This is a genomic window from Kaistia geumhonensis, assembly GCF_030815145.1.
GTDB classification, from domain to species: Bacteria; Pseudomonadota; Alphaproteobacteria; order Rhizobiales; family Kaistiaceae; genus Kaistia; species Kaistia geumhonensis.
Window position 1 is genome coordinate 1,244,277 of sequence record NZ_JAUSWJ010000001.1, and the last position, 12,044, is coordinate 1,256,320.

General features: G+C 65.7%; 11 protein-coding genes. 4 read left to right on the forward strand and 7 right to left on the reverse strand.

Features of this window, described 5'->3' with window-relative positions; genetic code table 11:
• Positions 1-51: 51 nt before the first annotated feature.
• The 6 genes from QO015_RS05920 to QO015_RS05945 form a co-directional block, all read right to left on the reverse strand.
• Entirely contained in the window at positions 52-1,335 is a 1,284-nt protein-coding gene (locus tag QO015_RS05920; protein WP_266280838.1) for a phage major capsid protein, read from the reverse strand.
• The gene (locus QO015_RS05925; RefSeq protein WP_266280836.1) at positions 1,332-1,901 is read right to left on the reverse strand and encodes an HK97 family phage prohead protease; all 570 of its coding nucleotides are present in this window, start codon (positions 1,899-1,901) and stop codon (positions 1,332-1,334) included. Before QO015_RS05925 ends, QO015_RS05920 begins: the two co-directional genes overlap by 4 nt.
• 373 nt (positions 1,902-2,274) lie before the next feature.
• Complete coding sequence (locus QO015_RS05930) at positions 2,275-2,463, reverse strand: hypothetical protein (protein ID WP_266280835.1); 189 nt, start codon at positions 2,461-2,463, stop codon at positions 2,275-2,277.
• 13 nt (positions 2,464-2,476) lie between these two features.
• Complete coding sequence (locus QO015_RS05935) at positions 2,477-3,715, reverse strand: phage portal protein (protein ID WP_266280833.1); 1,239 nt, start codon at positions 3,713-3,715, stop codon at positions 2,477-2,479.
• A 14-nt stretch (positions 3,716-3,729) separates the two neighbouring features.
• Positions 3,730-5,028 carry a DNA-packaging protein gene (locus tag QO015_RS05940; RefSeq protein ID WP_370877399.1) on the reverse strand — a complete coding sequence of 433 codons (1,299 nt, stop codon included), beginning with the start codon at positions 5,026-5,028 and terminating at the stop codon, positions 3,730-3,732.
• A complete protein-coding gene (locus QO015_RS05945) occupies positions 4,949-5,455 on the reverse strand; it encodes a hypothetical protein (RefSeq protein WP_266280831.1) in 507 nt (168 codons plus the stop codon). Before QO015_RS05945 ends, QO015_RS05940 begins: the two co-directional genes overlap by 80 nt.
• Before the next feature lie 794 nt (positions 5,456-6,249).
• Between QO015_RS05945 and QO015_RS05950 the strand changes: the two genes are divergently transcribed.
• A complete protein-coding gene (locus QO015_RS05950) occupies positions 6,250-9,336 on the forward strand; it encodes an HD domain-containing protein (protein ID WP_442358270.1) in 3,087 nt (1,028 codons plus the stop codon).
• A 504-nt stretch (positions 9,337-9,840) separates the two neighbouring features.
• Here QO015_RS05950 and QO015_RS05955 read toward each other — a convergent pair.
• Positions 9,841-10,233 carry a GFA family protein gene (locus QO015_RS05955; protein WP_266280827.1) on the reverse strand — a complete coding sequence of 131 codons (393 nt, stop codon included), beginning with the start codon at positions 10,231-10,233 and terminating at the stop codon, positions 9,841-9,843.
• A 145-nt stretch (positions 10,234-10,378) separates the two neighbouring features.
• On the opposite strand from QO015_RS05955, the gene QO015_RS05960 reads away from it, so the two are divergent.
• From QO015_RS05960 to QO015_RS05970, 3 genes are read left to right on the forward strand one after another with little or no spacing between them, the layout of a single operon-like run.
• Positions 10,379-10,840, forward strand: coding sequence for a curlin (locus QO015_RS05960; RefSeq protein ID WP_266280826.1), 462 nt, complete (start codon positions 10,379-10,381; stop codon positions 10,838-10,840).
• Positions 10,841-10,874: 34 nt separating this feature from the next.
• The gene (gene csgH / locus QO015_RS05965) at positions 10,875-11,357 is read left to right on the forward strand and encodes a curli-like amyloid fiber formation chaperone CsgH (RefSeq protein ID WP_266280825.1); all 483 of its coding nucleotides are present in this window, start codon (positions 10,875-10,877) and stop codon (positions 11,355-11,357) included.
• Positions 11,358-11,413: 56 nt separating this feature from the next.
• On the forward strand, positions 11,414-11,830 hold the full coding sequence (locus QO015_RS05970; RefSeq protein WP_266280824.1) for a curlin: 417 nt from the start codon (positions 11,414-11,416) through the stop codon (positions 11,828-11,830).
• Positions 11,831-12,044: the final 214 nt, after the last annotated feature.

The following is a 12,044-nucleotide window of genomic DNA, read 5'->3' on the forward strand; positions in this document are numbered from 1 at the left end:
GGTCGGCGCCGCTCCTCGGCATGAGCCTCGCGGAAGCGGGAGGCGCGCTCCTCAGCTCGTGCCGAATTTCAGCAGCTTGATCGCGTCGAAGTCCTGGACGCCGCCGCCGACACGCTTGGTCGTGTAGAAGAGGACATAGGGCTTGGCCGAATAGGGATCGCGCAGCACGCGCACGCCGATGCGGTCGACGACGAGATAGCCGCGACGGAAATCGCCGAAGGCGAGCGCGAGCGCGTTGGCGCCGATATCGGGCATGTCCTCGGCCTCGGAGACGGGAAAGCCGAGCAGCGAGGCTTCGCCGCCGGCGCTCGCCGCGGGCTGCCAGAGATAGTTGCCGTCCGCGTCCTTCAGCTTGCGGATCGCCGCCTGGGTGCGGCGGTTGAGCACGAAGCGGGCATTGGCGCGGTAGCCGGCCTTCAGCGCATAGACGAGATCGATGAGCACGTCGGACGGGTTCGAGGCCGGCAGCGCGCCGGAGACGCCGGTCACGACATAGCCGATCTTGCCCCAGCTCCAGGCGGTTTCGGCGGCCGTCGTATAGGCGAGGAAGCCCTTCGGCTTGTTGGTGCCGTCGCCGGAGACGAAGGCGGTGCCCTCCTGCGAGGCGAAGGCGGCCTCGACCTCGGCGGCGATCCACTCGTCGATATTGACCGCGGCGTCGTCGAGCAGCGCCGGCGTCGCGGCGGGCATCGCATAGAGTTCCATCGCCGGGAAATCGAGCGCTGCGATGGTGGGCGAGGTAGTCTGGCTGCGGGCGTCCGTCTCGCCGGCCCAGCCGACGGCGGGACCGGCGGTCATGAAGGGCTTGCGATAGGTGCCCGACGAGACCTGGCGCACATCGGCGATGGCGCGGATCGGCGAGATGGCGGCGAGGCGCTTGGCGATCTCCGTCTCGGTCTCGACCGGCACCAGATAGCCGCCATCGGCATTGGAGCCGGCCGAAAGCGCCTTCTGCTCGACCCGGCGCAGCCCGTCCTCGTCGCCGCCGCGCACATAGGCCTCGAAGGCCGCCTTGTGCTCGCTCGGCCCGCGCGTGCCGCGCGGCTCGGAGCCGAGCGGCGGGCGGCGACCCTTCAGCGTCAGTTCGTCGAGCGCGCGGTTGATGCGGTCGAGCTTCTCGGAGGTCAGCGGATCGGCCACGAGCTTCTGCTCGATTTCGGCGAGCCGTTCGTCATTCGTCTCCTTGAAGGCCTCGAAGGCATGCATGAAGTCATCGAAGGCGGCGGCGACATCGCCACTCTCGGCGGCCTTTGTTTCGGCAGACTTGGTCTCGGCGGCCTTCGGATCCGCCGCCTTCGTCTCGGGGGCGGCGACGCGCGTGTTCGGAGTGCTCATTTCGGGTTCCTTCGGTTGAGGCTCAGCGCGGCGTGGCGCATGCGCGCCGCCAGGCGTGACGAGGGCTGGTTCGGGTCGGCCTTGACCGCGCTGACGCGGGCGTCGGGCTGCATGGGGAAGGTGACGACCGAGATCTCCCAGAGGTCGATCTCGGTGAGGCGGCGCACGCCGGCCTGCCGGTCGGCACGGGCGCGGACGGTCTTGAAGCCGATCGAGAGCCCGTCGAGCGCGCCGGCCCGCATCAGGCTCGCGACCTCGCGGGCCCGCCCGACATCGAGCATCAGCCGGCCGCGCACGAAGAGGCCGCGGCCGTCCTCGCGGATCTCGGTCCAGACGCCGATCGGCTCGGCGGGATCGTGCTGGTAGAGCATGCGGATGCCCGAGGGCTGGCGGGCGGCGATGGAGCGCTGGAACGCGCCGCGCATGACCGTGTCGCCGGCGAGATCGGCGATGCCGAAAAGGCTCGCATAGCCGTGGAAGCTGCCCTCGGCATCGACCCCGGAAAGGTCGGCCGCGGCCGCCTTCTGCTCGAGAGCGGGTATCGCGGTCGGGTTCTGTGGAAGCATGCGTTCTCCTTCGCCGGCCCGCTTGCGCGCGCCGGTCATGAGATCTTTCTGGAAGTCGGGGAGCCGTTGACGGCCGGTCAGATCGCCCCTGAAGGGGCGGCGCATGTCGCGATCGGCTTCCGATCCCCGATCGGAGCCCTCTCCCTGATCCCGCGCCCGTCGCCGACGATTTCGCTCTCGCCGGCGGCTATCTCGGCAATGCCGGGCCCGGCCTTCCGGTCGAAACCGGCATCGCCCTCGACTGACCGTTATCTCCGCCGCACGAGCCGCTCCAGCACGCCGGCGAAATCGCGGAACACCTGCCGGTGGTCGTCATGCTCGCGCTTCATCAGGCGCTTGAAGAGCGTTGCCATTCTCGAATCTCCTGAATCGCTTAGCCGTCGTCGCTGAAGAAGTGGTTGAGCCGCGCGATCTCGGCGACGAAGTCGTTGAAGCGGCGGTTGGAGGCGGCAAGCTCGCGCAGCGCCCAGACGAGCAGCCCGCTCGATCCCGACGCCCAGAGGAAGAGCGCGAGATGCCCGAGATCGCCGCGCGTCGCGAAGGCGTGGGTCACCTCGTCCATGCTGTCACCTCGTTCATGCCGCCCTCCCCTTCGGACCACCCTCCCCTTCGCCGTCCCCATCCTCCCCGGCGCCATAGCCGACCGCCTGCCGCTTCTCGTCGCGGCTGAGGAAGCTCGCCGCCTCGACCCGCCGCCAGAGCGACTCGCGGTCGGCGGCGAGCGCCTCCACGCCGTCGGCGTCGAAATCGAGGCGCACCGCGCCGCCATAGGCGGGGGCGAGCCAGGCCGTCAGCGCCGCCGCGGTCCGCCCGACGAGCGGCAATACGGTCTGGCGCCAGAAGGCGCGGTTGGCCTCGGCATAGTTCGCGTAGGTGTTGTCGCCGGGGATGGCGAGCAGCATCGGCGGCACGCCGAAGGCGAGCGCGATCTCGCGCGCCGCGCCGTTCTTCGCCTCGAGAAAATCCATGTCGCGCGGCGAGAGCGCCATCGACGTCCAGTCGAGCCCGCCCTCGAGCAGCAGCGGGCGGCCCGCCGCGACGGCGCCGGAATAGTTCTGCTCCAGTTCAGCCTTCAGCCGCTCGAACTGTTCCTGCGAGAGATTGGCGCCGCCCTCGCCGCGATAGACCAGCGCGCCGGAGGGCCGCGCCGAATTGTCGAGCAGCGCCTTGTTCCATTCGGCGGCGGTGTTGTGCAGGTCGAGCGCCCGCGCCGCCGCCTCGATCGGCGCGAAGCCGTAATGGTCGTCGAGCGGGTGAAAGAGCTTCAGGTGCAGGATCGGCGCGAGCCCGCCCGCCCCGGGATCGGGGAAGCGGATGGTGCGGCCGGCGACGCTATATTCATACGCCTCCGGCCAGCCGTCCGGCCCCGGCACGACGCGCATGCGGTCCGGCCGCAGAACATGCAGCTCCGCCGGCTGGCCGCCCAGCATCACCAGTTCGGCATAGGCGTTGCCGGCGACGAGGAGGTTGGCGATCAGCGCCTCGAGGAAGGCGGGTCCGTTCTGGCGGCGGTTCGGCTCGGCGAGAAGGCCGAGCAGCGGATGGTCCGGCCGCTCGGCATCGCCCTCATAGGCGACGAGCGGCACGCTCGCCGCGCTGGAGGCGATCATCATGACGGCGCGATGCACGACCGCGTTCTTCATGAAGCCTTCGCGGGCGAGGCTCGCCGCGTCGCGCGGCGACCAGACAGCCCGTCCCTGCCCCTGCAGCGCGATCAGCGGACCGGCCCGCGAGGCCTTCGCCTCGGGCGGGCGGCCGCTCTCGCGGCGCGGCGGGGCGAGCGCGGCGAGCCGCGCCCTCAGCCTTTCCAGCATGACGGATCGTCCTTTCAAAGGCTGCGCAGCCGCGGCTCGCCGGCCGGGCGCAGCATGAGATGCGTGAGCGCCCAGACGAGCGCGTCGAGCCGGTCCGGCGAGCGGCCGCTCGAAAGTCCTTCGGGCCCGAAATCAGCCAGTTCGTCCTCGAGCTGGGGAAAGGTGCCGGCATGGCGGACGCGGCCCTGCGCATAGAGCGCCGCGACCGGCTCGGCCCGCAGATATTTGCCCCGCGTCGCGCGGACCGGCGTCACCGGCACGCTCGCATCGACCTCGCCGATGACGCTCGTCACCATGTCGCCGCCCTGGTTGACCTCGGCCACTAGCGCATCGGCCTCCAGCGCGTGATAGAGCGTCACCGCCGCCGCCGCCCAGCGCTCGGGCTTCACCTCGGCGATGGTCGCATCGGCGAGCACATAGCCCGTGCCGTCCTCGGCGAGGCCGCAGCCGACGATGCCGCAGGCATCCGCCCCGCGCCGCCCGCTCGCCGGGGGATCGACCGCCACCACGACGCGGGCGAGCTTCGGCGGCGCGCCGAGCCGGAGCCGCTCGATCACCTCGCGGCTCCACAGCGCATCGGCGCGATCGTCGATCAGCTCGCCGTCGATCTCCTGCCGTCCGAGCCGCGTGCCGCGATAGCGGCCGATGACCCGCTCCAGGAAGCCCGGCGCGAGATTGCCGAGATTGGCCGCCGTGCCGGCCCGCGTGATCACCGTGCGCTCGGCCCTGACCAGCCGCTTCACGAGCGGAGTCGGGCGCGGCGTCGTGGTGACCAGCTGGCGTGGCAGCGCGCCGAGCCGAAGGCCGAACTGCAGCATGTCCCAGCTCGCCTCCTGATGGCGCCACTTGCCGAGTTCATCGGCCCAGGCGGCCTCGAATTGCGGGCCGCGCAGGCTTTCCGGGTCCTCGGACGAGAAGCAGAGCGCCACCGCCCCGTTCGGCCATTCGAGTCGCCGCCGCGAGGGCTGCCATTGCGGCCGCTCGTCCCTGGGATGCACCGCGAGCAGCCCGGAGACGCCCTCGATCATCACGTCGCGGACATCGGCCAGCGTCTCGCCGATCAGCGCGATGCGCCCGACCGGCCGCGCGGCATAGCCCGGCCGCCCGAGCGCCAGCCCGCGGATCCATTCCGCTCCGGCGCGCGTCTTGCCGGCGCCGCGCCCGCCGATCATCAGCCAGGTCAGCCAGTCGCCGGGCGGCGGCAGTTGGTCGTCGCGCGCCCAGAAATCCCAGTCATGGTTGAAGAGCGCCAGCTCGCGCGGCGTCATCGCCGCCGCCAGCGTCTCCGAGAGCGTCGACGCCGGGATGCCCATCCGGAGAGAGTGCTGCCAGGCGCTGCGCAAGGCGCGCCCTGAGTTCGCCGAGATCGACAGCACCTGCATCGACATCCTCCCCGCGCTCGTCGCGCAGCTTCGAAAGGGTCTCGAAGGTCTTGGCGAGCACGGCGAGCGTCCTCGCATCCTTTTCCTCGACGCTGCCGCCGCCGGCGGCGAAGCGCTGTTCGAGATCGGTCACCTGCCGTTCGAAGGCGCGGAAGAGCCGCCCGAGCAGCTTGCCGTCGTCGCCCTCGACCGGAGGCCCGGGCGTCGCGCCCGGCCGCAGCCAGCCGCCCCGCTTCGCCTGCGCCGAGAGCGCGGCGACGTTCGTTCCGAAGGCCTCGGCGATGTCGCGCAGCGGATCGAGCGTCGCCTCGTAGCGCCCCCGCACCGCCTGCCAATCCGCCTTCGAAAGCCTCGGCAAACGATCCTCCGGACCAGACGACAAGCAGGCAGCCGCCACATCAGGGCGGCCATGAAAAAAGGCGCCGCAAGGCGCCTCCGCAAAACTCGACGATCCCGGCCCCGACGACGCGCGCCCCCCAAAACGCCGCCGCATCCGCACCTCTTGGACGATGCCTGAACCCTACCGAACCACCGTTACGCTGTCAAGGATTTTATTCCTAGTCGGGTGGAGGGGCGGACGATTGCCCCCGCATCCGCGGCGTCCGCGATGGTTCCTCAACCGCACGTTCACCGGCGCCGCGTTCCCGTTCGGATGGCAGGGGGCAACGCCCCCGGTCGCCGCGAGCCCCAAGGCGGTTCCGCCACCCCCACCGCAGGGCCACCCGCCAAGGCCCGAAGGCCGCCCGACTCCCCGGCGCGACAAGCCGCTACCCCTCACCGCCGTCATGCCCGGGCCCGTCCCGGGCATCCACGTCTTTCTTGAAGGACCGGGGACAAGACGACGGGTGGGACGTGGATGGCCAAGACGCGATGGCCGCGACGGGCGGCAATGACGGACGGCTAGGGGCGTTGGCTGGTGCGGAAAACGACCGTTTTCGGAACATTCTCAACTGGAACTGCCGCTTAGTACGCTTTGCGTCAAATGCAGACCTTGGAGAATGCGTGTCGGAACGCCCAGTAGGTGGACCGAAAGCAAACCCCGAACATATACGCGACAGCTCATGTCAAGCTGCCTTTCGTATCCAGGTTCGGCTATGGCAAATTTTGAAGTCGTGCCATATTGCGGAGAAACTTGTTTATAGGTCAGTGGGTATGCCTAATTGGAATGAAACACGGCTCTCGAAGGCAGTTGATGGCAAGCTAACGCGGAAGGAGCAAACAGCGCTCAGCTTGGCTCTTGACCAGGCTCAATCGGTATTACGGAGCACGAGTACAGCACCTATCGACTTTACTCTGCACGATCAAGACCATAGCTTTCGTGTGGCTGAACGAATATTTGATCTAATAATCCCTGACGTTTCCCTTGGGCCATATGAATTAGCGCTCCTTCTTCTTGGCTCTTACATGCACGACATCGGTATGTCGCCCTCTAGGAAGATCGTGCGAGCACACAACGACTATCTATTAACGGGACTGGCGGGAGACTTAACGCCCCAACATCTCAAAGATTTTCAGCATTGGCTGGATGCACACTACAACGGGGTTACAGCACCTATTTCTCCAGATGCGCTCACGCCGTCGAACTTGAGGACGGTTGAGGAAATCGTCTCCTATTACTGCCGGCATAAGCATAACGATTGGAGCGAGGAGTGGATCAGAAATGCGCTCCCCGAGCTGCAATCATCATTGTACGCGAACTGGGTGGAGGATCTTGTCACACTTTGTCGTAGCCATCATGAGGGACTCTCCGCGCTGCGCTCGGAGCGGTTCGAGGCCAAGCTGGTGGGCGCCCCTAGTCAATCGGTGAATCTGAGGTATCTCGCCGCGCTTTTGAGGCTTGCAGACGTGCTGGAGTTCGACCCGGAGCGGACACCCAGCATCATTTTGGAGCGACGTGACATCGCTCCCAAGAGTCGCATTTTCTGGCAGCGCGATCACGAGATTGCGTTTCATCTGGACGCTGAGAACAGGAGCATCTCGCTTACGGCGCGCACCCCGAGTGCGCCTGTGCACAGGGCTGTTCTTGATGTCGTGCTGTCGGTGGATCACGAACTCGCCACTTGCGCAGCCCTTGAGCACGAAGGGCTATTCCGAGTGGGCAAAATACCCGACATAGAACGGGATCGATATAAATGGGAATGGCCCTCCCGTCTCGCGACGGACATTTCGGAGAAGGACAACAGCTTCGTATATATTGAAGGGGCATTTCGGCCCGACTCGAAGCGGATTCTAGACCTTCTCTCTGGCGTTGCTCTTTATGGCAATCCGCTAGCCGCAATTCGTGAGCTTCTTCAAAACGCGGTTGATGCCGTTAAAGAGCAGATTGCTTACGAGAGGCTTGAAGATGATGAGCCCGGCTCCTCGGACTTCTCACCTAAGTGGAGCGAATTCCATCGCATCCGCCTGAGTCTTGAGGAAGACATTGACGGGATCTGGCTAAGGTGCGTCGACAACGGTGTCGGCATGACAAAGGACATAATTGAAAATCACCTGCTTGTGAGCGGCTCCGCGGCCCGCGTATCGACCCGGACACTTGAGAGGGAAGCCGACGCTAAAGGGTTCGCCGTCGGCCGAACTGGTCAGTTCGGAGTCGGCGCCCTCAGCTACTTTATGATTGCGGACAGACTTGAGCTGACGACACGCCGCAGCAACCATGCGGGCGACCATGATCATACTGCTTGGCGTTTCACGACCGAGGGCATAGGGTCATTTGGCGAACTCTCCCGCGCCAGCCGCTCTACAAATGGAACTGAAGCACGCCTCAGGCTTCGCGCAGACATATTTGACATTAATACCCCGATATTTTCGCAGATATCACAATATATATTGGACACTGTTTCGTTCTTACCATGCAGGATGGAATTTAAAGACAACATCAATGGAGGACCGGCACTACAATTTGCTGCCGGCTGGGTCGATTCATCTGATATGCTTTCGGATTACTGCCTAGAGCTCAATAAGCGCGGAAAGCGTATGACCGAACTTCGTGACGGGCAAGCCAACTTCAAATCGGACGCCCGGAACCGGCTTAGATGGCTAGGACCTGAAGAACTAACATTTGAGCCTCTCGCGGCCCGAATTCGAGTTTGGCTTCCATATTTCGAACTACCCGGCGGAAATAGTTGCGTATACTTACATTTGGAAGATGACGCGGTCGTTCAACTTCGTAATAACGATCAATTTCTTGTTCCGCAGCGGCACGCATTCCTCTCTTGGCGAGGCTTCAAGGCAATAAGCCGCGACCCCATAAAACTGCCAGCCAATGTATCTGTGGAAATTGACTTAGGTGCGGGAGCAACAATCTCGGTCGATCGCGGGCATTTGTCGTTTCCCACAGATGATATTTTCGAGGCGATCTCGGAGGTCGCGCAGAAACTGCGTAGTTCATTTGCCAATGAGAACATTAGGTCTCAGTTTAAAGTCCTCAATTTGGGCACCCTCAATATTGGTATGGACGACGACTCGGGATTTTACTGGCAAAGAGAATCCGACAAGTGGTCTGCGGTTGAAGCTCCGTTTGCTGAGGTTCTCAAGTTTTCATACGAGCGCGAACCAACCGGTGGCAGAGCCACTAACAACGGGAGGGAGGTTCAGAGGGTGCTCACGATGGGCTCGAGCGGTTCCCAACGAAGCGTATCACGACTTGTAGGAGGTGGCCGCCTTGTTCTCACCCGAGATAATTCCAGGTACTCTTTGCTTCAGGCCGCTGTAATTTGGGATACGATGCCATCGGAGTTTAGGCGGGGCGCGCGATCGTTCCCTGAGTCTTTGAGAGGCCTGCTGTGTGTAGTATGCGACGGGCAAGTGGCGCTGAACAAAGATCATGCTTTGGCCGCGGCCCTAACTAGACATCGTCGCGTGGATCCAGCTAACTTGGATGCTAACTGCTCGGACGACGAACTCGCGTCCGCTTTGTACTCAACGATACACCTCCCAACCGAAGCATGGTCAACGCTCGTATCGAAAGTAGGCATGAGGGAAAGGATTCTTGAATTTATTGATCGCCTACCTGAGAGAAGAATAGATGCATGGACAGTGTCGTCGCCAAATCAATACATCATAACTATAGACAGTAAGGGACGCCATACTAGGAAGCAAGACTTCCGCATAAATAGATTTAATACATATGACGGGAGGAACTACATTCTTCCCTCCGAAGAGAGAGATTGGCTGAGAATCGAGGGGCCGAAATTCGAGGATGAAGATAAGGAACCTCAAGTGAATACTATCTCGTTTTGAGACTATTAATTTTAGTACGGTGGTGGTATACTTATAATCATCGCGAGCGCCACGTTATCGGCCGGCCTGCGCGCTCGGGTTAGGCAACACCAATTATGGTGGAAACAGAGTAGACACCTGAACGTCGGAAACGCGGGGGTCCCATTGTCAGAGACGACGAAGGACCAGAACACCCGGCCGGCCCCGGGCCGGGCAGCGTCTCCTTGGATGTCTTGGCAAGTCTTGAGTGGCAAGTCTCGCTTCGCAGGTCTTGCCGCTATCACGGCCGCGTCCTGCGCGGCCGTGACCTAGTCCGAGCCTTGACGATCAGCCGCCGGAGCTGGAGCCGGCGGTGCCGCCGCCCGGGCCGGCCGAGCCGCCGGCTCCCGAGGGGACGAGCATGCGTTGGCGTCCTGGCTGCTTGTGCCGGGGGCAGTTCATCGTTCCGTCGGCGGCGCGGTTGGTGTCCTCGAGGCGCCGCTCTCCCGAGGAAACCCCGCCTGCCGCCGCGCTCTCGCTGGTCGCTCAACCCTCCGCGCGCGGCGCCCCGTCCGGCCGGTCGCGCTCGTAGAGGCGGAGCCCCGGGAAGGAAGGCAGGAAGCGCTCGCGGCGGATGGTCCAGAGTTCATAGGTCGGGCGGAAGGCGTCCGGCGCGTCGAAGGCGCCGAGATTGACCTCGACCTCGTCGCCGCTGACGCCGAAGAGCGACGCGCCGCAGCGGGGGCAGAAATGCCGGCCGCGATAATCGCGCGTCTCGCCGCTGATGGTCACCGCGCCTTCGGGGAAGATGGCCGAGGCATGGAACAGCGCGCCATGATGCTTGCGGCAGTCCATGCAGTGGCAGACCCCGACGCGATACGGCTCGCCGCTGACGACGAGGCGGACATCGCCGCAGAGGCAGGAGGCGGTGTGGGTCATCGGGATCGCTCCTTCGCATGGCATCGCCGCGGGCGTCCGGCGGCTGAACGCCCGGTGAACGCCGCCTTCAGGTCCGGTTCCGCGGCGCCCTTCTAGAACAGCTTCCATCAACCCGCGGCAAGCGCCGCAACGATGGAGAGCCCCGATGATCCGCACTTCTCTCGTCAAGACCACCCTCGCCGCCGCCGCGCTCGGCCTTTCCGCCGCTGCGCTCAGCCTCGCCGCCGCGCTGCCGGCCGCCGCCAACGACGTGCGCATCGACCAGTATGGCTGGGGCAACAGCGCCGGCGGCGCGCAGAACGGCTGGAGCAACCGCATCCGCGTGCATCAGGGCGGCAACTGGAACGGCGCCACCGCGCAGCAGTATGGCGGGCGCAATCTCTCCGTCATCGGCCAGGAAGGCTGGCGCAATTCCGCCGCGACCTACCAGACGGGCAACCGCAACGCCGCCGGCATCGGCCAGTTCGGCAGCAACCACACCGCCATCCTGACGCAGGACGGCAACGGCAACATCGCGGCCGGCGTGCAGGTGGGCAATGGCTGCGCCGCCGATGTCGCGCAGGGCGGCAACGGCAATGTCGCCGCCTTCGTGCAGAGCTGCCCCTAGCCGCTTTCGCCACCGCCCAACCGGGAGAAAAGCCATGACGAAGCCGAGCCTGACCAACCCCATCCCGATGCGCGCCACCCGCCGCCCGCTGGCGCTCGGCGCCCTCGTGCTGGCCGGCGCCGCCCTCGCAGCCGGATGCATCCCGGCAAACCTCGCGGCAGCCGGCAGCGGGGCAGGCGCCGGCAGCGGAGGAAGCGCCGGCACGCTCGCCGGCGCCGGCACGGCGGCGCTCTCCTGCGAGATCCGCCAGAGCCGCGCGCGCGGCCAGCTGATGCTGGAGCCGATGGTGAGCGCGGCTTCGGGGGCGAGCGGCAGCTATTCCCTGACGCTCGCGGGCGGCGGCTCCGGCAATTCGTCGACCATCAGCCAGGGCGGCGGCTTCACCGCCCCGCCCGGCCGCGCCACCAGCCTCGGCCAGGTGAGCCTCGATGGCGGCGGCGTCTATCGCGCGAGGCTCGAAGTGTCGGCGGGCGGCGGCAAGGCCGTCTGCGCCGGCAAGGTCGGCGGCGCTCTCTAGCCCGCGCGCCACGATCCGCGCCTCACCGTCAACCCATCCATCACGGGAGAAGAAAGATGACCAGCCAGACCCGCACCCTCCTCGCCGCCGCCCTCGCCGCCCTCATCGCGGCGCCGGCGCTGACGACGCCGGCCGAGGCCGGCGGCTCGATCGCGCTCACTCTTTCGCCGCGCGACGCGCAGCAGGCGCAGCTGATGGATTTCGGGCTGCGCGCCTATGGGCTCTATAACGGCCTGAAGAACGGCGGCGCGCGCATCGACCAAAAGGGGCGCGGCAACAGCGCCGGCGTCGCGCAGAACGGCAGCGGCAATCTCGGCCTCGTCACCCAGCGCGGCGAAGGCCATGAAGGCACCATCGACCAGCGCGGCAACGGCAATTCCTACGGCCTCTTCCAGTTCGGCCGCGGCACGAGGAGCGCCATCACCCAGCAAGGCAACGCCAGCACCGGCGCCGCCGTCACCTTCGGCTGGTAGGAAGCCTCCGCGCCAGCCGCCGCCCCCTGCCCTCCGCCGCCACACACCGCGCACCCTCGATCATCACGCCCGGCCCCGGAACGTCGGAGGTTTTCAACGCTTGTCATTGCCGCCGAAATCGGAACGATGGGCCCGGGCCTGAGGCGGCGAGGCGTCGCGAGTGCCGGCCCGGGGGGCAGCTTGTCGAGAATGGTCGGCCCAGGATCCACGCGCT

Excerpts from the sequence above, each read along its gene's own strand:
- QO015_RS05930 (WP_266280835.1), bottom strand. The coding sequence starts at position 2,463 with ATGGACGAGGTGACCCACGCCTTCGCGACGCGCGGCGATCTCGGGCAT.
- csgH (WP_266280825.1), top strand. The coding sequence starts at position 10,875 with ATGACGAAGCCGAGCCTGACCAACCCCATCCCGATGCGCGCCACCCGC.
- QO015_RS05955 (WP_266280827.1), bottom strand. The coding sequence starts at position 10,233 with ATGACCCACACCGCCTCCTGCCTCTGCGGCGATGTCCGCCTCGTCGTC.
- QO015_RS05920 (WP_266280838.1), bottom strand. The coding sequence starts at position 1,335 with ATGAGCACTCCGAACACGCGCGTCGCCGCCCCCGAGACGAAGGCGGCG.
- QO015_RS05940 (WP_370877399.1), bottom strand. The coding sequence starts at position 5,028 with ATGGGCATCCCGGCGTCGACGCTCTCGGAGACGCTGGCGGCGGCGATG.
- QO015_RS05970 (WP_266280824.1), top strand. The coding sequence starts at position 11,414 with ATGACCAGCCAGACCCGCACCCTCCTCGCCGCCGCCCTCGCCGCCCTC.
- QO015_RS05935 (WP_266280833.1), bottom strand. The coding sequence starts at position 3,715 with ATGCTGGAAAGGCTGAGGGCGCGGCTCGCCGCGCTCGCCCCGCCGCGC.
- QO015_RS05925 (WP_266280836.1), bottom strand. The coding sequence starts at position 1,901 with ATGCTTCCACAGAACCCGACCGCGATACCCGCTCTCGAGCAGAAGGCG.
- QO015_RS05950 (WP_442358270.1), top strand. The coding sequence starts at position 6,250 with ATGCCTAATTGGAATGAAACACGGCTCTCGAAGGCAGTTGATGGCAAG.
- QO015_RS05960 (WP_266280826.1), top strand. The coding sequence starts at position 10,379 with ATGATCCGCACTTCTCTCGTCAAGACCACCCTCGCCGCCGCCGCGCTC.